We start from the raw sequence: 19165 nt of genomic DNA, 5'->3' as shown, positions 1-19165 counted from the left end.
ACTGAATGCTCGCATGAATGAAAACCTCATTCAGTAATGAACATTAACCTTATTATTCAAGCACGGATGAGTTCCTCCCGCTTTCCGGGTAAAGTGCTGGCACCTGTCAATGGCAAACCGATGATATCTCATGTCGTTGAACGTTTGAATCGTGCATTCAATAAGTCGGCAATCATCATTGCCACAAGTGATGAAACATCAGATGCCCCACTGGCTTTGTACGGGCATTCCTTGGGTGTCACCGTATTTCGCGGTTCGTTAAATGATGTGTTTGAAAGATTCCGGGTTTGCCTGCAGGAAAACCCATGTGATTGGTTTTTTCGAGTCAGCGCAGACAGTCCCTACTTGAACAGCAAGATTTTGACAACAATGGCTTCGTATGTGGACGACTCTTTGGATTTGATCACAAATGTGCAGAAACGGACGTTTCCACACGGCCACAGTTTGGAATTGTTGAATGCGAAGACATTTTGCAGGATTGACCCCAGCCGATTATCTGCCGATGACCGCGAACACGTGACAAAATTTTATTATGCCCATACGGGCGAGTTTCGAATTTTGAACTTTGAAAATATGGACCCTGATTATGCCAGGTTGAATTTTGTCGTGGATACATTGGATGATTTACGCCGCGTGGAGGAATTGGAAAACACTGTTGGGTCTGATTTCATCCCGCAAGTGAAAGTAACCGCTGAATGAAGAGGCTGGGTGTGGCCGTTGTTGGGTTGGGTATCGGTGAAAAGCATTTACGGGCATATCAAAAAGATTCTCGTTGTGAAATCCGCTGGGTGTTGGATCATAATCATGTAAAGGCGAAGAATCTGGCTGAGGAAACAGGAGCAGGTGCCGCGTCAGACTATCAGGCGATTGTGAGTGATGAAACTGTAAAAATTGTTTCCATCGCCTCGTTTGATGATGATCATGCGAGTCAGGTTATCCAGGCATTAATTGCCGGCAAACATGTGTTCGTGGAAAAACCGATGTGTCAAACCGTCGAACAGTTGAAGAAAATTCAACAAATTTGGTCGGTGCAAAATGGAAGGTTGAAGCTTGCTTCAAATTTAATTTTGCGAGCGACGCCTGTGTATCAATGGTTGAAAGATAGAATACAAACGGGTGAGCTTGGAAAAATCTATTCATTTGACGGTGAGTATTTATACGGACGTTTACATAAAATAACAGACGGCTGGCGCAATGCGGTTGAAAATTATTCTGTGATGGAGGGCGGCGGCGTGCATTTGATTGATTTGATGTTGTGGTTAATTAACGAACGCCCGCAAACTGTTTTTTCGATGGGCAATCGTATTTCAACCGAGGGCACGAAGTTTCGGTATAACGATTTTGTAGAATCCATCATGCAGATGGAATCCGGTTTGGTGGCGCACATTACGGCCAACTTTGGAAGCGTGCATCGGCATCAGCATGTGGTGCGTGTGTTTGGTACCAAAGGCACGTTTATTTATGATGATATGGGCGCGCGTGTACATTGGAATCGTGATGAAGATCAAAAAGCAGAGATGTTAAGTATGCCAACCCTGCCTGCTGATAAAGGTGACCTGATCCCCGATTTTATTTCGGCGGTATTGGACGATAGGGATATTCGCGAACAGACACAGGTTGTATTTGACGGAATAAGCATAAGCGCTGCTTGTGACCGCGCTTTGATCACAAAAAGATTGGAGACAATTGATTATCTATGACAACTCGAAACCTTCCTTTCGGAAAACCCTGGATTGGCGATGAGGAAAAACAAGCGGTGCTCGAAGTGCTTTCCGGCGATGTGCTGACGCATGGTCCGCAGAGCAAGGCCTTTGAAGAGGAATTCGCAAAATACATGGGCGGCGGATATTGCGTATCGGTTAGTTCCGGCATGGCGGCGTTGCACTTGAGTTATCTTGAAATGGGGATCGGTGCAGGCGATGAAGTGATCGTACCTGCTGAGACACATGTGGCAACGGCTCATGCCGTGGAAATGGTTGGGGCGAAACCTGTATTTTTAGATTGTGAACCAGGAACGGGCAATATTGATGCGTCCAAATTGGAAAGTCTAATCACAAAAAAAACCAAAGCCATCAGCATGGTGCATTTTCTTGGCGTGCCGTGTGATATGGATGCAATCATGAAGGTTGCTGATAAACATGGTTTGAAAGTGATTGAAGATTGTGCCCTGGCCATTGGTTCGCGTTATAAAGGTACGCATGTCGGTTTGATCGGTGACACAGGCTGTTATTCGTTTTACCCCGTCAAACATATTACCACTGGTGATGGAGGCATGTTTGTCACCAAACATAAAGAGGTTGCGGCGCGAGTTTCAAAAATTCGCGGTTTTTATGTGGATAAAACGTTTTCCGAACGCTCCATCCCCGGCATGTACGATACGCTGGGGCTTGGTTTGAACTATCGCATGAGTGATATCAACGCTTCCATCGGTCGTCAACAATTAAAACGTATGGGTGTGATTCGCGAAAGGCGTGAAGCGAATTTCAACGCGTTGAAATCCGGGCTTTCCAAAATATCCGGTATTTCTATTTTAGACTCGCAAAGCAAGGATGCGCTTTCCAGTTTTTATTGTTTGAGCCTTGTGCTTGAAAAACCGTTGGATGCAAAACGCATCGAGATTGTGAAGAAATTAAATGCCGCAGGGGTCGGCACAAGCGTGTACTATCCACAACCTGTGCCGCGCATGTCGTATTATCAAAATAAATACGGTTACAATGCCGCAGACTTTGCACAAGCGGAAAGAATCAGCGACCAATCCATTGCTTTACCTGTGGGTGTGCATCTGACTACGGACGACATGAGATACATTGCCGAAACATTTTCTTCTGTTTTGAAGGAGCTACATTAAATGAAGACCGAATTGATTCCATTGGAAGACAGGCGCATTGCCATCATCGGCGGCGCGGGCTTTATCGGGCACAACCTTGCGCTGGCGTTAAAACAAAAAGGCGCACAGGTTGATATCATTGACGGCTTGCAGGTTAACAATCTTTTATCTTTTGCATCATCAGACGCTGCTGATAACCCCAACCGCGACCTGTATGTAAAAGTGATCAACCAGCGGCTTGAATTGCTGCGTGAAGCAGGCATTCCCCTGCATGTGCAGGACGCGCGTGATTATCATGGGCTTTCGCATACGCTGGATAAGATTAAACCGCAGGTCATCATTCACCTCGCGGCGATTTCCCATGCAGGCAAGTCCAACAAAGACCCTTATAGTACATTCGATCACAGCCTGCGTACCTTGGAAAACGCACTTGATAATGCCCGTGGGCAGGTGGAACATTTTATTTTCCTCTCCTCCAGCATGGTCTATGGGAACTTCCTTACCGAAGAAGTGGAAGAAACTCATCCGCTTGACCCGATCGGTATTTACGGCGCCTTGAAGGTGGCTGGCGAAAAAATGGTGATTGCCTATCAACAAGTTTTCGATTTACCATATACGATCATTCGCCCTTCTGCTTTGTATGGACCTCGCTGCGTCAGCCGCCGTGTGGGACAGATCTTCATCGAAAGTGCCATGAAAGGCGGAGTTTTGAAGATCGACGGCGATGGCGGTGAAAAACTGGATTTCACTTATATTGAAGACCTCACCAATGGGATTGAAAAAGTGATTCAACACCCAAAGTCACGCAATCAGATTTTTAATATGACCTACGGAAAATCCCGCTCGATCAACGACTTGGTTGGCATCATCAAAGAACACTTCCCCGAAGCGCCTGTGGAATTTGTCCAACGTGATAATCTTATGCCTTTTCGCGGCACATTAAGCGTTAAGAAATTGGATGATTTGATTGGCTACAAACCAACTCATCCAATTGACATTGGCTTTCCAAAATATATTAAATGGTACAAAGAACTTGACCCCAGCGGCAAGTTCTGGATGGATATCAAGGTCAGTGGATGAGATTTGATTTAGACACGTGGCTTGGCGGCCTCTTTGGCTGTGAGGTCTTCAGAGGCAGTCTTGACAAAGACGAAACCCTTGAGCCAGGGAGCGTTTTTTCAGAGGGTTTGCTTCCGCGCCGTGCTTTCTATTATGCCAAGGTGCCGGTCACATCTGTTGCACAGGTTGGCGCGCTGACAACGGCCGGGTTTCGCGTGATTGATGTCAATGTGGCCTTTGAACGTCAGCCGCAAGATATTTCATCGAATGAAACTATCATTATTCGTGATGTGAAGCCAGAAGATGAAACAGATGTATTGAAAATTGCTGAAAGTTCATTTATCTATTCTCGTTTTCACCTTGACCCTCAAGTTTCAAAAGAACTGGCAGACAAGATCAAACGAGAGTGGATTGCGAACTACATCCGTAAGCAACGAGGCGAAAGACTTTTAGTGGCTGAAATAAACGGCAAGCCTGTAGGTTTTTTGGCAATACTCGTTACAAACGAAAAAATTGGCGTGATTGACTTGATTGGTGTTGATAAAAATATGCAAGCACAAGGCATTGGCAAAAGGCTGGTTCAATTTCATATCAACGATGCTGCGGGAAAATATTCCCGCTTATTGGTTGGCACGCAAATTGCAAACATTCCATCCATGCGTTTGTATCAAACTTGTGGTTACAAAATTTCAAATTCAACCTTTGTTTTGCACGCCCATGTAAATGAAGGCAAGGTAATTTAAATGAAGATAGGCAATCGCGATTTAACCCGCGAAAGAATCTTGATCGCTGAAATTGGAAACAACCACGAAGGAGATTCAAGGCTGGCAATTGAGTTGGCACATGCCGCTATTGAATCGGGCGCGGATGTTGTTAAAGTTCAAATCATTGATCCTGAACGTTTGGTAAACATCAGCCAAACCCAGCGCATTGAACAACTCACGCGCTTTCGTTTGCCTGTGCAAACATTTGAAGAGATGGCAAAGATTGCTCACGCAAAAGGCGCATTGTTCATGGCATCTGCATTTGATGTGGATTCACTCGAAGCGATTAATCCATTGCTTGATGGGATTAAAATCGCATCGGGTGATTTGGATTTTCATCCATTACTCGTCAAGGCCGCAGGGCTTGGCAAGCCGATCATTCTTTCAACGGGTATGAGTACATTGGCTGAGATAAGAACATCGGTGGATGTTATCGCTTCTTCTCTTAAGTCAGGCCCGCTCGTTGATCATTTGGCGCTGCTTCACTGTGTCAGTTTGTATCCTGCATCTTTAACGGACGCGAACTTAAAAGTCATCCAAACTTTACGGGAGACTTTTAATCTCACAGTCGGTTATTCCGACCATACACTGGGAATTGAAAGCGCAGTCGCTTCTTTGGGTCTGGGAGCGCGGATCATCGAAAAGCATTTTACGCTTGATAAAACCCGCACTTCCTTCCGTGATCATGCTCTTTCGGCAGACCCGGCTGACATGCGCCGCCTTGCGGACGTGATGCATCAATACGATGCCATGCTTGGCTCAGGCGAGAAGGATATTTCCACAGCAGAAGCAGGCATGGGCGAAGCAGCGAGGCGCAGTATCGTCGCGGCAAAAGATTTATCCGCAGGAGTCATCTTGGTTGAATCAGATCTTGATTGTATTCGTCCACGGAATGGATTGCCGCCTGCTGAAATTTCATCTTTGATCGGCAAAAAATTAAAAACATCATTGAAACGACACGATATTTTCTTGAAAGAGCATGTGGAGTAAACAAGAATGTGCGGCATTGCCGGTTATTTTGGCACGAAAACGATTCATTCTGGGAACATCCAGTCCTGCCTTGGCCTGATGGGGCAGCGCGGACCGGATCAAGCCGCCTATCGTCAATTCACCAATGGTGCGGGACGCAAGGCGACCATGTTGTTCACGCGCCTTGCCATCATCGACCTTGATGAGCGCGCCAGCCAGCCATTTCATGCGGAAGACAAATGGATCATCTTTAATGGCGAGATGTATAACTATCTCGAACGCCGTGAGGAATTAACTGCGAAGAATGTCTCCTTCCGCACCGAATCGGATACCGAGGTGGTTCTTAAGGCAATTCATCACCAGGGTTGGTCTATACTTGATAGATGTGAAGGCATGTGGGCTTTTGCACTGTACGATGAAAAAGACGGTTCTTTCACTTTATGCCGTGATCGCTTTGGCGAAAAACCGCTTTACATATACCGCGATTCCAGCGGACTGTATTTCGGCTCTGAAGTGAAGTTTATTGTTGCTTTGCTTGGCCGTAAACTGGAAGTCAACCATGACCATCTTTATCGTTATCTGGTAAACGGCTATAAGGCGCTCTACAAGGATGGACATGCCTTCTTTAAAGATATCACCGAACTTTCCGCAGGCACGTATCTTTCCATTAATGCGGAAGGCCGTGAGAATGCCAGGCGGTATTGGACTCCGCTCATTGAACAGGATGATTCCATGTCCTACGAAGAAGCGGTTGCAGGGACGCGCGAGCGTTTGATCCGCTCGGTGGAGCTGCGCCTGCGCGCCGATGTGCCCCTTGCGTTCTGCATGAGCGGCGGCGTGGATTCAAATTCGCTTATCAGCATTGCCAGACGCGTTTTCAAGTACGATGTGCACGGCTTTACCATCGTCAATACCGACGCGCGTTATGAAGAGCAGGATATGGTGGAGCACGCCGTAAAAGAGCTGGGAATTCGCCATACCCCCATCAACGTGGATACAAGCGACTTCCTGGCGAAACTGCGCGGACTTGTCCGCTACCATGATGCGCCCGTATATACCATTACCTATTATGCCCATTGGATGTTAGCCGAAAGCATTCACAATCACGGGTATCGTATTTCGGTCAGCGGCACGGCGGCGGATGAACTGTTCACAGGGTATTACGACCATCACCTTGCTTATCTTTATGAAATTCAAAATGATAAACCATTGCATTCAACATCATTGAAAGCATGGGAAGAGCATATCAAGCCGATTGTCCGAAATCCATTTTTGAGTGACCCTGATTTATTTATTAAAGATAAAGCATTCCGCGATCATATTTATCTGGATGCAGACCGCTTCGCCTCGTACTTGACCTCAACTTGGTCTGAGCCATTTGAGGAGCAGGCATACACTGACAGCTTGTTACGCAATCGCATGTTAAATGAGTTGTTCCATGAGTCGGTGCCTGTAATTTTGCATGAGGACGATTTAAATTCAATGTATTACTCAGTTGAAAACCGTTCGCCCTTCCTGGACCGCGACCTGTTTGAGTTTGCAAACAGCATTCCATCCCGCCATTTGATCCAGGACGGCAAAGCCAAATCTGTTTTGCGGGACGCCATGCGTGGAATTGCACCGGATGCCATTGTGGACAATCGCCGTAAAGTCGGCTTTAATGCGCCCATCTTCTCGTTTTTGGATGTGAAGAGTAAAGAAGTGCGCAGGGCATTGCTTGAAGACAGTCCTGTTTTTGAATATATCCAAAAGGATAAAGTTGAAGCATTGCTCTCAAAGGAGAACCTCCCTAATAGCGAAAGCAAATTCCTGTTTAATTTTTTGAATACCAAGATGTTTTTGGAGGAATTTCAAAAGTGAAATACTGCACCCGCTGCATACTGCCGGATACTCGACCCAACATCATTATCAATGGGGATGGGGTGTGTAATGCCTGCCGGGCACACGAGACAAAGCCGAATATTGATTGGTCGGCGCGTGAAGGCGCCTTTCGGGAGGTGGTTTGCAATGCCAAGTCCCACAGTCAGGGATATGACTGCATAATTCCTGTCAGCGGCGGCAAGGACAGCACCTGGCAGGTTGTCAAATGCCTTGAATATGGCATGAACCCGCTGGCAGTGACGTGGAAAACCCCCGCCCGCACCGTACTTGGATCGGCGAATCTTGCCAATCTCATCAATTTGGGGGTTGACCATATTGATTACCAGGTCAGCCCAAAAGTGGAGAAAAAGTTCATGTTAAAAGCTTTGGAGAAGTATGGTTCGACCGCCATTCCAATGCACATGGCTTTGTTCAGTATCCCGCTAAAAACCGCTGTACGATTTAATATTCCATTGGTGGTCTGGGGGGAGAATTCCGCATTTGAATATGGAACAACCGAAGATGAACTTACCGGTTTTCGGCTCGATGGTCGCTGGTTAAGAACCTATGGTGTTACGCATGGCACTACTGCTCAGGACTGGATTTCCGATGAACTTTCCCGAAAGGAATTAACTCCATATTTTGGTCCCACCGATGAGGAGATCGAACAGGCAAAAGTGAATGCCGTCTTTCTTGGTTATTACTTCAAGTGGGATCCGAAGCAAAGTGCTGAGGTTGCACATCAGCATGGATTTCGCTCGCGTGCCGACGGACCCAAAACCGGGTATTATGATTATGCTGACATTGATGATGATTTCATCTCCATCCACCACTTTATTAAGTGGTACAAGTTTGGCTTTACCAGGCTTTTTGACAACCTATCCCTGGAAATCCGAAACGGACGATTGACCCGCGATCAGGCCATTGACATTGTCCGAAACGCCGGCGATCAGACCCCACATGCTGATATCGAAAAGTTTTGCAGGTTCTCCGGAATTGCCGTGGAACATTTCTTTGAAATTATCGAAAATTTCCGTAATTTGGCGGTCTGGGAAAAACAAACAAGTAAATGGGTGATAAAGGATTTCCTTATACCTGATTGGGAGTGGACATGAAGCTCAAAATCATTGAACCACCGCGTGAGTTCAAGGCTGGTTCTTCGATCAACATGAAGGATTGTGCCCGTATTGAGCTGTTGGCGGATGAACAGGTCACCTTCCTGACCGAAAGCGGGGCTGAATATGATGTGGCACGTAAGAACTGGGGTTATTATGCCACCCCGTCATTGAATGGCCGCCTAATTAATAATGGATTTAAGGCTGCCCTGACAAAAAATACAGGGTCCGGCCGTTATTTTGTAATGCTGGTTGAGTACGATAAGCAGGAATTGTTTTTTAAGTATCTTGACGGGGAAAGCATGATCCTTGTGGAGTGGCTGGATGAGCGCAGGTAACGTCAGGTGTTATTTGTGCGGCTCCACGCAGCTGGAACTGATCGTGGATATCCGCCAAAAGCCCGCACGCGAAACGGATTTTGGCATTGCCCCTGATGCCTATGACAGGCAGGTCTACCAGTGCTCCCGCTGCACTGTGTATGTGAATGTTCAGGACATGCTGGGAACGGATATTTATGGCAGGGAATACAACCAGGCTACCTACAGCCTAAAGTTGTTGGATACCTTCAACAGGATTCGCAGCCTGCCGGAGGCACAGTCGGATAACAAACAGAGAGTACGGCGCGTGATGGAATTGAATGCCCGCAATGGACGTTCGCCCCAGGATACCCATGTTCTCGATATTGGAAGCGGATTGTGTGTTTTCCTCGCCGAATTGAAGGATCATGGTTTTTATTGTTATGCAATTGACCCGGATCCGCTATCAGCACAACATGCCCTCGCTCACGCCGGGGTGGATGGCGCGCATGCGGGGACACTTGACACCTTTTTGTCGGATCAGAAATTTGATTTAATTGCACTTAATAAAGTTCTTGAACATGTGCCGGACCCCGTGCGCATGCTGAAACAGGCAAAATCATTCCTTTCACCGGGCGGTTTTGTGTATATTGAACTTCCCGATGGAGACGGTGCACTTCGGAATGGGGATGCCGTCGGGCGTGAGGAATTTTACATCGAGCATTTCACGATTTTTACCCCCGATTCGATGAGTAAACTCGCTTCTTTATCGGGCTTTGTTGTCCGTGAGATGAAACAAATTCATGAGCCGAGTGACAAGTATTCCATTTATTCCTTTCTGTCATTGTAAAAGGAGATGTTATGTCAAATGAATTAAGACTGAGTGAATTTGAGCAACTTACTGCCATTGTCTATGGAGATACTTTTGCGCTCTATGACGAGAAATCGTTTGATGAATTTCTTTCCCCGTTTTATAGCCGTTTGAAGGCAAATAAAATAGATCTAAATATATTTAAAGATAAGCGCTGTTTAGACGCTGGTTGTGGCGGGGGGCGTGGTTCAATTCTGATGGCGCAATGTGGTGCACGTGAAGTGATTGGGGTCGATCTTAGCCCTGCCAACATTGAAAGTTCCCGCAAACGTGCTGCTCAAAAGGGGTTTACCAATCTAACCTTTCAGCAACATTCCTTGATAGAACTTCCATTTGAAGATGAATCGTTTGATGTTGTTTGGTGTAATGGAGTATTGCATCATAGTGAGAACCCAGACCAGGGACTTCGGGAAATCACGCGTGTTCTTAAAAAGGGTGGGTATTTGTGGTTATATCTCTATGGGTCAGGTGGAATTTATTGGCATGTCGTAGATTGGATCCGCGAGACCTTACAGGACGTGGATGTGCGTGACTGCATTTCTCAGTTACGCCTAATGGATACTCCTGTGCGCAGGATCGGCGAATGGATTGATGATTGGTTTGTGCCGCATCTACGCCGTTATACAGTTGAAGATGTTACACTCCGTCTTGATGAACTTGGCTACAAAAATACGCAAGCGCTTCAATTTGGGGTGCAATATGATACATCTCAGCGTCGTGTGCAGGCTACTGCCAATGAATTGGATTTAATGGGGGATGGGGATGTGCGTCATTTTTGTCGCAAAGTAAATGATGTCAGTGGGAATCGCCATGTATTGCCTGATCCACCGGACGGAAAAGGCTCACCGTATGTTGATGCCCCTATAGTTTTTCAATTTGACGGGCTTCTTTCAGAGGTTGCCAAGAATTTAAGAAAACTTGAGTCGCAACGCGGTTTCGATATTGCCCCGTATAAAATACTTGTTAGTCGTTCTGTACATACCAAGGTGCGCAGCTTGATAGAAAATGCAGCTGATTTTGATTCGAAAGCACTTCATAAGCATCTGACAGATCTTAATGTTCTTTTGGATAATTTTGTCAGTAATAGAAAATAACGAATGAATAGAATTGTTTTTTTGGAGAATTGCGCACAAGTTCATTGGGTCATTCGCAATTTCAAGATTGACGAACACACTAAACTGGTGGCGATCACTGCGCAGGCAATGCTGGCTTTTGAAGAGATGGGCCTGCCCTTTACGCCCATCTCTGAAGTTGTAGATATGAGTTTGCTTGCATCTGCTGAACGACAATATAGCCTTGATTGTTTTAACCTGTTGGTTGAAATTGAAAGATATATTTTAGAGCAATATCCGCTTGCACGGCAGGTTGACAGAGGCTTTCTAACCGGACAGGCATATTATGTGCAAATTTCCATTGGCGGTATTGCCGCGCGCGCTTTTCTTATGCGCGCAGCAATACGAGTGTTTTCTCCTTCATTGGTTGTTGCTTTTCAGGGGGAAGTAGACAATTGGTTTGCTAATAACGGATATGTGCATAACCCATGGCTCGAGGCGCTTTATGCGATCTGTGCAGAAACCGGTGTTGAGATTGAACTCGTTTCACTTCCAATACAAGGGAACCGGCTGCTTCCTGCCGAGCTTAAAGACGCTTATCTGCAGTTTCGCAGTCGAGCAAAACAAATAGTAAAAAATACAATCGGTTACTGGAGAAATTTGCGCAAAAAGGGTGCCATCAAAGAGGGGGCTTTTCGTCTGCTTTTCGTTGATGCGCAATTGTATGACTGGTCTCCTGTATTGGATGAATTGAAAAATAACCCTGGATTTTCACTTTATTACTTAAATAGTGAACCGACAGGTGACCAACACTGGGGGATGCGATATGCTCCCACGGTTTACAAAAATTATTTGTGGAATGGGCAGAGGTTGGATTGCATGTCGTTACGCTATGATAATAAGGAGCGCGTAGAACTGGTCTCATTATTGGATGATTGGATTGCCGCTCATTCAGAACAGGCAGGGATAAAGGTCCTGGACATGGACTTATTTCCATCAATTCTCCCGCATTTGCGTAACATACTTACCCTTTCCTTGCCCCTTATTCGGTATGCAACTGATGTGGCGGATAAGGCATTAGAGATGGTCCAGCCTCATGCGATTTGTTTCTTTGCAATGCCGTGGCTTTCAGCCAAGGTGCTGGCTGATCAGGCACAACAGAGAGGAATACCCGTCATTTCGTATCAACATGGAGGTTCGTATGGCGTGCAAGTTGTTCCAACCCACGATTTTGCAGAATTTGCTTATTCAGATTATTTTTTGACTTATGGTGAGGGTGTCTTGCCTCCAGAAAACCCAGTGATCCCCACACGGGCAGAATTTATGCCGGCCGGTTCAACACGCATGGAGGGTATGCGGGTTAATAATTCCAAGGTTTCAAATAAATCGGAACCTATCAATGTTTTATGGATTGCCGAGGTTTCATTAAGTAACACCATTTGTGCTTCATGGCTGGTGGAAGATACAACCCGTTATCATTTACAAAAGAAAAGTCTGGAAATACTTGGGCAGGCCGCAAATATCAACGTCGTTTACCGACCGTTTCCCGGAGATCTGAGTGCGCAAGCAACCCCGCGCTGGCTTGAGCAACGCTCTGGGCTCCTTTCCGTGCAACTGGATTCATCTACATCCCTTGCGAATTCCATTCTTGCCAGCGATCTTGTCATTTGTGATTCATCCAGCAGTACGACCTGGAACGAAGTCCTAGCCCTTGGCAAACCCCTGATCCTGTACTGCGACCCACAACAGACCATTTTGATGGATCACTTTGCAAAGGATCTTGAGAAGGCTTGTTATTGGTGTAAATCTGTTCCCGAACTTCTTGCGGCAATCAACAGGCTTGCAAAGGCCCCATGGTTGTTTATAGATGAACTTTCTCAACTGAGAACAGAAGAATATTTAAGAAACTATGTATTACACGACGGGCATAGCGTTGATAATGTTGTTACATTTTTATCCGAAGTCTGCGGCAAAGAGGGGAAGCATGGTTGAGCCTGCCGCTGTCGAAAGCGTCCGCCGCCGTTACCTGGCGACGATCGGAACGCAGTTCATCCAACTTGCCGCCGGGATTGCCACAGCCGGCGTAGTGCCGCGTGCCCTTGGACCTGCAAATTTTGGGAATTTCAATTATCTGATGATAACTGCCGCCACAATACGCGGTTTTCTGGAGCCGAGCGCCCAGCAAGCCTTTTTCACGTTCTCGTCGCAGGAGCGGCGCAGCGGCGGATTGACAAGGCTGTATGCCCTTGTTCTGTTTGTGCAGGTTCTGATCTCCTTCGGGTTCATTGGCGTCGTCGCGGTCATGGGAAAATTGGACTGGTTATGGTCCGGACAAGTTTTGAATCAGATTTTTCTGGTGACCGTGCTTGAGTGGATGATATTCATCACAGCCTCCCTGCGGCAGTTGGGAGATAGCAAGGGGCTCACCGTGCATGCGCAGGTATTTACCCTGGTCACATCCATGATCAATGTGGTGGGCTTGCTTGGCTTGAGCGCATTCGGCTTATTGAACCTATATAGTTATATTGCCATCAATATGTTCTCTGCCTCCTTGATTGCGGTTTTATTGATCCGCTGGCTGGTGGTGAATAATTCGGAACTTACCTGGGCTGGAAGTCTGGGTGTACGCGCGAGGGAATACATCCGGCGTTGGTGGCGTTTTGCCGCGCCGCTCATTCTCCTGGAATATTACACGCCCCTGATCGCATATGTAAGCGCTTACCTCCTGCAGCGCTGGTACGGTTCCGTGGAACAGGGATATTTTGCACTGGCGTTGAAATGGTCCGCCTTCATCCTGGTTTTTACCAGTTCCGCATTAAGTATCTTTTGGCGCGAGATCGCAAATGCCATGGCAAACGATGAACGCGAACGCGCCGCACGTACTTACTTGAAGTTCACCCATTTGTTGTTTTTCCTGGCTCTGGCGTTGTGCTCATGGCTCTCCTTTGGCAGCCGTTTCCTGGTTCACATTTTGGTTGGTGATGAATATAGTCTGGCTGTACCGGTTCTGGCAATCATGGCGTTTTATCCCCTCCAGCAAACCTATGGGCAGATCAACACCGCCGCGCTTAAGGGGTCTGAGAAAACGAAGACCATTCGAAACCTTGGAATTCTTGTGTCGATCCCTGATTTGATTCTGAGCTATTTCCTCCTGGCATCGCCCCATGCCCCCGTTCCCGGCCTCGGGCTGGGCGCAATTGGGGTGGCGCTGCGTATGGTCGTATTTGGGTTATTATTCGTCCAGGTATATGAATGGATGAGTCATCGCACCTTTGGGTTGAGTTATCTGAGCACCTTAACGCAAAAGCTGGCAGTGGCTGCTGTCATTTTATTTTGCGGCTACCTCGCCATGTCCCTACTCGGTACCCTGCTTGAAGGGCAGGGGGTGCCGATCCTGGCGGTATTCGGGATCACCTCCCTGATCTTCTTCGCCATGGTCGGAACGTGCGGCCTGTTCTGGCCCTCCCTCCTTGGCATATCACGTGCTGAATTGGCTGATAATTTGAAAAAAGGCCGCGTATTTGTATCTAATCTCATCCAGCGAGGTATGCATGAAAAATAGCTGGTTGTTGGGTTTCAGGGCAAATTCCGCCGGCCATATCACAAAATTCAAGAAAGAACTGGAGATTGCTTCTTGAAACCACCTGAACTTCATTTTGCTCTCATCGGATGCGGGCGCATTGCCAAGAATCATCTTGGACCCATCACAGAAATACAAGGTGCAAAACTTGTTGCCGTGTGTGATCTGATTCCAGAGCGTGCCGAAGGCTACGCACAAAAATATAATGTGCCTGCTTATATCAACTATCACACCATGTTACAAAAGGAAAATGTGGATGTGGTCTGTATCCTCACACCCAGCGGAATCCATCCGCAGCATACCATAGATGTGATTTCTCGTTATAAAAAACATGTAGTCGTCGAAAAACCAATGGCATTGGCGCGGGATGATTTGGCGCGTATGAAATCCGCAGCGGATACCAATGGCGTAAAAATATTCCCCGTCTATCAGAACCGTTATAACAAAGCCGTGCAAAAAGTGCGTGATGATTTACTTTCAGGTGCGTTAGGTAAACCTGTGTTGGGAACAGTGCGCTTGCGTTGGTGCCGCCCGCAAACATATTATGACCGTGACGCATGGCGCGGTACTTGGGCCATGGATGGCGGCGCATTGACCAATCAGGGAATTCATTATATTGATTTGCTTCTGTATATGCTTGGCGATATTGAATCAGTAACAGCGCGTGCTGCCACGCAACTTGTAGATGTGGAAGTGGAAGATACATTTGTTGCCACCTTAAAATTCAAAAATGGTGCATTAGGTGTGATTGAAGTCACCACTGCGGCACGTCCTGATGATTTTGAAGCGTCCATTTCAGTGTTGGCAGAAAAAGGCACTGCCATTCTGACAGGTATTGCATCCAATCAACTTGGCACCTATACGCTTAACCCTGAAAATGCAAATACCTATTCAGAAGATTTCCCAGACGCATATGGATTCGGTCACTGGAATTTTTTCCGCGATGTGATTGCCGATTTAAAGGATGAAAAACCGCATCCGCTCTCCTTCGAAGAGGGCACGCGCGCGATCCGCCTGCTCAACGCTTTGTACCGCTCGGCGGAAGACAGCCGTGAAGTGTTTTTGGATGAAGGCGTTGCTTCGCATAAACTTGGCAAACCTGATGAAAAACTAGCCGGATTATATATTACAGAGGCTGAATGAGAGTATTAATTACAGGCGGCGCGGGGTTTATTGGCTCTGCATTGGCACACCGTTTGATTGCCGAAGGGCATCAGGTATCGGTGGTGGATAATTTGTCCACGGGCAAACAGGCAAACATCCCCCAAGAAGCGGAATTTGTCGAATATGATCTTGCAAAGGCGGATTGCCTCAATCACCTTCCAGCAGGAAAATTTGATGCGGTCTGTCATCTGGCAGCGCAGTCATCGGGACCTGCTTCGATTGAAATGCCGTATTACGATTTGCAGGTCAATGCGGCGTCCACGTTGTTGTTATCGCGCTGGTGTTTGAAAAATAACACTTCACGCTTTTTATATGCCAGTTCGATGACCGTGTATGGAAATAAGCATGCCTCGCCTGTTTCAGAGGATGCAGTTTGTGAGCCGATTGCGTATTACGGTGTATCGAAACTGGCTTCCGAACATTTGTTACGCCTGGCTTCATTAGAAGGTCTGCAAGCCACTTCTTTTCGCATGTTTAGCGTGTACGGACCCGGGCAGAATTTAGGAAATATGAAGCAAGGCATGGCAAGCATTTTTATGGCGTATTTGCTGCGCGGTGAGGAAGTGCCGGTGACCGGCCCGCTTGAAAGATTCCGTGATTTTATTTATATTGATGATGTAATCGATGCCTGGATAAATGCTTTGAATATGAAACAAACCCCGTCACCAATTTACAACCTCGGCACAGGCAAAGCGACCACCGTGCGCGAATTGTTAAAAACTTTAATGGATGCAATGCGGCTTGATAAAAATCACCCGATTAAAGAATTACCAGGCTCTGCCTTTGACCAATTTGGATTAACGGCAAACATTTCACTTGCTGAAAAAGAATTAAATTGGAAACCAAAAATGGGCTTGTCTGATGGGCTAAGGAAAATGGCGGCGTGGGCAAAGAAGGAAGTTTTATGAATAACCCCGTTTGTCGTTTGTGCGGCTCAGCAGATGCTGAATTAATTGATGATAAAGTTTCTGATGCGCCCGAATCAGCAGAATATAAATGCCGTGGATGTGAAATTGTTTATCTTTTTCCGATTATGTCTGAAAAGGAAGAAGCCGATTTTTACCGCGCTGAGTTCGAGAAATACATGTCAGGCCGTTCAGGTGCAACTTGGAAAAGCCCTCAAATCCATTTTCGTTCCTATCAAGCGGAAGGGGAACGCCGCCTTCCGCTTGTGCGTCCTTTCCTAAAACCGGAGGACGATGTGTTGGAAATTGGCAGTTCCACAGGCTATTTCCTGGATGATTTACGAGGACATGTCAATTCTGTAACTGGACTTGAACCGAGCCAAGCCTATCGTGATTATGCAAACAGCATTGGCATAAAAACCTATAACTCTTTGGATGAGCTTTCAGTAAAACGTTTTGATGTTCTGTTTTTATATTATGTACTTGAGCATTTGCGCGACCCAATTGGTTATATGGCTTCATTATCTGCATGGTTAAAACCGAACGGGAGAATCCTGCTTGAAGTTCCGAATGTGGATGATATATTGTTAAGCCCATACAACATTCCAAACTTTGCGCCATTTTATTGGCAGAAGGCACATTACTATAACTTTTCACATAAAACCTTGAAAGATGTTCTCATCCGTGCAGGTTATGATGTGCAAATGATTCCCGCCCAGCGTTATGATCTATCCAATCACATGGTCTGGATGATGGAAGGCAAACCCGGCGGCGTTGGGCGCTTCAAAGATATATTTACACCCGGCCTTGAAAGTGCGTATGCGGAAGCATTAAGAAAACAATGGAAGTGTGATACGTTATTTGCAGTTGCAACACGGAAAGGAGAGAAATGATTCTGCCCAATGAACATTTATTGAATGTACGCCGCGTGAAAGAGAATATGGGTGAACGCACAGAGTATGTGCGTCTTGACCGAAATGAACGAGTTGAACCAGTGTCCCAAGCTGTTTTTCAGGATATGTTAACTACGCTTGAGCCCGAAATGTTTTGCGCATATCCAGATCCAACACCTCTTTATCAGAGGTTGAGTAAAACCCTGAACGTTCCTGAAGAATATCTTTACTTGACAAACGGCTCAGATGCCGCCATCCGCATGCTTTTTCAAACTTTTGTTCGCCCCGGCGACTCGATTATATTTCCGGACCCAACCTATGCGATGTACGCAATTTACTCTCAAATATTTCAAGCGCAAGCAAGAACTATCCCTTACGAAGAAACGATGAAATTTGATATTGACTTAATGCTTGAATATTTAATGGAAAAACCACGTATCTTAGCAATTGCTAATCCAGACCAGCCCACAGGTTCTACGCTTTCAGAATCAATCATTCGTAAGTTGGCTGCCGCCGCAAGAGATGTAAATACATTATTTGTTGTTGATGAGGCATATTTCCCATTCTATCCTCGTACAGTTGTAGATTTGGTGCATGAGTTTGATAATATTGTTATCACTCGAACATTTTCCAAAGTCGGCGGATTGGCTGGTTTGCGGCTTGGTTATTTTGCAGCGCATCCGGAAATTGTTCACAATGTTCATAGAATAAGAGGCGCACATGAAGTTAATGAGATGTCTATTGCCATTGGAAATTATGTCCTGGATCATCCTGAATTGACCGAACAATATCTTGCGGATGTGGAAGCCGGGCGGAATGTCTTGGAAGAAGCGGCGCTTGATCTTGGATTGGGATTCCCGGAATGCCCGGCAAACTTTCAATTGATACGATTTACAGGAATGAATAACACACAGGAAATTGTCGCTTCACTCAAACAACAGGGGTACCTTGTAAAGGGCGGATTTTCATCTCCGGCTGTTCAAGATTGTATTCGTATTACATTAGGCGGACCAGATGTCATGATAGGATTTGTAGATGCTCTGCGTTGCGTTACCAAGGATTTATGGAGGAAGCCATGACCAGTGATTTGAATAAACAGATTCTTACAGAACAAAAAGGCTGGTCAGCACCAGATAGCCTAGAATTTTACCGTTCACATCGAAATACAAAAGATGATTTGTATGAATCTGAGAAATTTTTCCTGCCTGCTGTATTACAAGAAGTAAACTCAGTATTAGATGTTGGTTGTGCGGCGGGAGGGTTTAGTCGCATTATGAAGTCATTTAATCCAAAACTGCGTTACGTAGGTGTTGATATCACTCCTGAATTAATTGAGACGGCTCGACAAGATTATCCTGATAGCGAATTTTATGTGAATGATGGTGTGAATTTTCCATTTTCTGCTGGCTCTTTTGACTTGGTACACTGCACAGGTGTTTTGCATGTAAATTCACATTATCAAGAAATGCTGAAAGCTATGTGGGAGCAAACCAATCGTTACTTGCTATGTGATTTCCGCCTTACTCATACAGCATCTGTACTGGGAGAAATTGAAATTCGCTTTGGCGAGAATACACAGGCTACCCGCCTTCCTTACTACATTATGAATGTTGATGAACTGATGGTGGTTGTCAAAACACTACTGCCTGCTCCTGCTTTAATTCGTGCGAAAGGATATATGCACGCTGTTTCACCAACTGCAAAAATTGCGCTGGATCAGGTCATCATGGCTTTTTTCTTGTTTGAAAAAGGATCTAGCCCTACGACGATAATTGAATTAGACCTGCCCGGCAATTAGGCGTATAAAAGA

General features: G+C 46.1%; 18 protein-coding genes. All 18 read left to right on the top strand.

Translation table 11 applies throughout. The features are described 5' to 3' along the window. Positions 1-36 precede the first annotated feature (36 nt). The 18 genes from QY332_01080 to QY332_00995 all read left to right on the top strand — a co-directional run bounded on the left by QY332_01080 (position 37) and on the right by QY332_00995 (position 19153). A complete protein-coding gene (locus QY332_01080; GenBank protein WKZ36517.1) occupies positions 37-699 on the top strand; it encodes an NTP transferase domain-containing protein in 663 nt (220 codons plus the stop codon). Next, a complete protein-coding gene (locus QY332_01075; GenBank protein ID WKZ36516.1) occupies positions 696-1700 on the top strand; it encodes a Gfo/Idh/MocA family oxidoreductase in 1005 nt (334 codons plus the stop codon). Before QY332_01080 ends, QY332_01075 begins: the two co-directional genes overlap by 4 nt. Continuing rightward, positions 1697-2848 (top strand): DegT/DnrJ/EryC1/StrS family aminotransferase, encoded by a 1152-nt coding sequence (locus tag QY332_01070; GenBank protein WKZ36515.1) that lies wholly within the window; start codon positions 1697-1699, stop codon positions 2846-2848. Before QY332_01075 ends, QY332_01070 begins: the two co-directional genes overlap by 4 nt. After that, positions 2849-3907 carry an NAD(P)-dependent oxidoreductase gene (locus QY332_01065; GenBank protein ID WKZ36514.1) on the top strand — a complete coding sequence of 353 codons (1059 nt, stop codon included), beginning with the start codon at positions 2849-2851 and terminating at the stop codon, positions 3905-3907. Next, entirely contained in the window at positions 3904-4629 is a 726-nt protein-coding gene (locus tag QY332_01060) for a GNAT family N-acetyltransferase (GenBank protein WKZ36513.1), read from the top strand. Before QY332_01065 ends, QY332_01060 begins: the two co-directional genes overlap by 4 nt. Then, positions 4630-5640 (top strand): N-acetylneuraminate synthase family protein, encoded by a 1011-nt coding sequence (locus QY332_01055; protein WKZ36512.1) that lies wholly within the window; start codon positions 4630-4632, stop codon positions 5638-5640. Between the two features lie 6 nt (positions 5641-5646). Further along, the gene (gene asnB / locus QY332_01050) at positions 5647-7479 is read left to right on the top strand and encodes an asparagine synthase (glutamine-hydrolyzing) (protein WKZ36511.1); all 1833 of its coding nucleotides are present in this window, start codon (positions 5647-5649) and stop codon (positions 7477-7479) included. Further along, on the top strand, positions 7476-8594 hold the full coding sequence (locus QY332_01045; GenBank protein WKZ36510.1) for an N-acetyl sugar amidotransferase: 1119 nt from the start codon (positions 7476-7478) through the stop codon (positions 8592-8594). The genes asnB and QY332_01045 overlap by 4 nt, the downstream gene beginning before the upstream one ends. Then, positions 8591-8932 carry a hypothetical protein gene (locus tag QY332_01040; GenBank protein ID WKZ36509.1) on the top strand — a complete coding sequence of 114 codons (342 nt, stop codon included), beginning with the start codon at positions 8591-8593 and terminating at the stop codon, positions 8930-8932. Before QY332_01045 ends, QY332_01040 begins: the two co-directional genes overlap by 4 nt. Further along, on the top strand, positions 8919-9740 hold the full coding sequence (locus QY332_01035; protein ID WKZ36508.1) for a class I SAM-dependent methyltransferase: 822 nt from the start codon (positions 8919-8921) through the stop codon (positions 9738-9740). The genes QY332_01040 and QY332_01035 overlap by 14 nt, the downstream gene beginning before the upstream one ends. A gap of 11 nt (positions 9741-9751) precedes the next feature. Then, a complete protein-coding gene (locus QY332_01030) occupies positions 9752-10855 on the top strand; it encodes a class I SAM-dependent methyltransferase (protein WKZ36507.1) in 1104 nt (367 codons plus the stop codon). Positions 10856-10858: 3 nt separating this feature from the next. Then, positions 10859-12805 carry a hypothetical protein gene (locus QY332_01025; GenBank protein ID WKZ36506.1) on the top strand — a complete coding sequence of 649 codons (1947 nt, stop codon included), beginning with the start codon at positions 10859-10861 and terminating at the stop codon, positions 12803-12805. After that, a complete protein-coding gene (locus QY332_01020) occupies positions 12798-14375 on the top strand; it encodes a hypothetical protein (GenBank protein WKZ36505.1) in 1578 nt (525 codons plus the stop codon). The genes QY332_01025 and QY332_01020 overlap by 8 nt, the downstream gene beginning before the upstream one ends. Before the next feature lie 72 nt (positions 14376-14447). After that, on the top strand, positions 14448-15536 hold the full coding sequence (locus tag QY332_01015; GenBank protein WKZ36504.1) for a Gfo/Idh/MocA family oxidoreductase: 1089 nt from the start codon (positions 14448-14450) through the stop codon (positions 15534-15536). Then, on the top strand, positions 15533-16465 hold the full coding sequence (locus QY332_01010) for an NAD-dependent epimerase/dehydratase family protein (GenBank protein ID WKZ36503.1): 933 nt from the start codon (positions 15533-15535) through the stop codon (positions 16463-16465). Before QY332_01015 ends, QY332_01010 begins: the two co-directional genes overlap by 4 nt. Beyond that, on the top strand, positions 16462-17355 hold the full coding sequence (locus QY332_01005) for a class I SAM-dependent methyltransferase (protein WKZ36502.1): 894 nt from the start codon (positions 16462-16464) through the stop codon (positions 17353-17355). Before QY332_01010 ends, QY332_01005 begins: the two co-directional genes overlap by 4 nt. Further along, entirely contained in the window at positions 17352-18434 is a 1083-nt protein-coding gene (locus QY332_01000) for an aminotransferase class I/II-fold pyridoxal phosphate-dependent enzyme (protein WKZ36501.1), read from the top strand. The genes QY332_01005 and QY332_01000 overlap by 4 nt, the downstream gene beginning before the upstream one ends. Further along, complete coding sequence (locus QY332_00995; protein WKZ36500.1) at positions 18431-19153, top strand: class I SAM-dependent methyltransferase; 723 nt, start codon at positions 18431-18433, stop codon at positions 19151-19153. Before QY332_01000 ends, QY332_00995 begins: the two co-directional genes overlap by 4 nt. Positions 19154-19165: the final 12 nt, after the last annotated feature.

It is taken from the genome of Anaerolineales bacterium, assembly GCA_030583885.1.
Classification (GTDB): Bacteria; Chloroflexota; Anaerolineae; order Anaerolineales; family Villigracilaceae; genus Villigracilis.
This window is presented reverse-complemented; position numbering and strand designations above follow the sequence as displayed.

What these genes read in the sequence shown, in the direction of transcription:
- QY332_01080 (WKZ36517.1), top strand. Translation starts at nt 37, where the DNA reads ATGAACATTAACCTTATTATTCAAGCACGGATGAGTTCCTCCCGCTTT.
- QY332_01075 (WKZ36516.1), top strand. Translation starts at nt 696, where the DNA reads ATGAAGAGGCTGGGTGTGGCCGTTGTTGGGTTGGGTATCGGTGAAAAG.
- QY332_01070 (WKZ36515.1), top strand. Translation starts at nt 1,697, where the DNA reads ATGACAACTCGAAACCTTCCTTTCGGAAAACCCTGGATTGGCGATGAG.
- QY332_01065 (WKZ36514.1), top strand. Translation starts at nt 2,849, where the DNA reads ATGAAGACCGAATTGATTCCATTGGAAGACAGGCGCATTGCCATCATC.
- QY332_01060 (WKZ36513.1), top strand. Translation starts at nt 3,904, where the DNA reads ATGAGATTTGATTTAGACACGTGGCTTGGCGGCCTCTTTGGCTGTGAG.
- QY332_01055 (WKZ36512.1), top strand. Translation starts at nt 4,630, where the DNA reads ATGAAGATAGGCAATCGCGATTTAACCCGCGAAAGAATCTTGATCGCT.
- asnB (WKZ36511.1), top strand. Translation starts at nt 5,647, where the DNA reads ATGTGCGGCATTGCCGGTTATTTTGGCACGAAAACGATTCATTCTGGG.
- QY332_01040 (WKZ36509.1), top strand. Translation starts at nt 8,591, where the DNA reads ATGAAGCTCAAAATCATTGAACCACCGCGTGAGTTCAAGGCTGGTTCT.
- QY332_01035 (WKZ36508.1), top strand. Translation starts at nt 8,919, where the DNA reads ATGAGCGCAGGTAACGTCAGGTGTTATTTGTGCGGCTCCACGCAGCTG.
- QY332_01030 (WKZ36507.1), top strand. Translation starts at nt 9,752, where the DNA reads ATGTCAAATGAATTAAGACTGAGTGAATTTGAGCAACTTACTGCCATT.
- QY332_01025 (WKZ36506.1), top strand. Translation starts at nt 10,859, where the DNA reads ATGAATAGAATTGTTTTTTTGGAGAATTGCGCACAAGTTCATTGGGTC.
- QY332_01020 (WKZ36505.1), top strand. Translation starts at nt 12,798, where the DNA reads ATGGTTGAGCCTGCCGCTGTCGAAAGCGTCCGCCGCCGTTACCTGGCG.
- QY332_01010 (WKZ36503.1), top strand. Translation starts at nt 15,533, where the DNA reads ATGAGAGTATTAATTACAGGCGGCGCGGGGTTTATTGGCTCTGCATTG.
- QY332_01005 (WKZ36502.1), top strand. Translation starts at nt 16,462, where the DNA reads ATGAATAACCCCGTTTGTCGTTTGTGCGGCTCAGCAGATGCTGAATTA.
- QY332_01000 (WKZ36501.1), top strand. Translation starts at nt 17,352, where the DNA reads ATGATTCTGCCCAATGAACATTTATTGAATGTACGCCGCGTGAAAGAG.
- QY332_00995 (WKZ36500.1), top strand. Translation starts at nt 18,431, where the DNA reads ATGACCAGTGATTTGAATAAACAGATTCTTACAGAACAAAAAGGCTGG.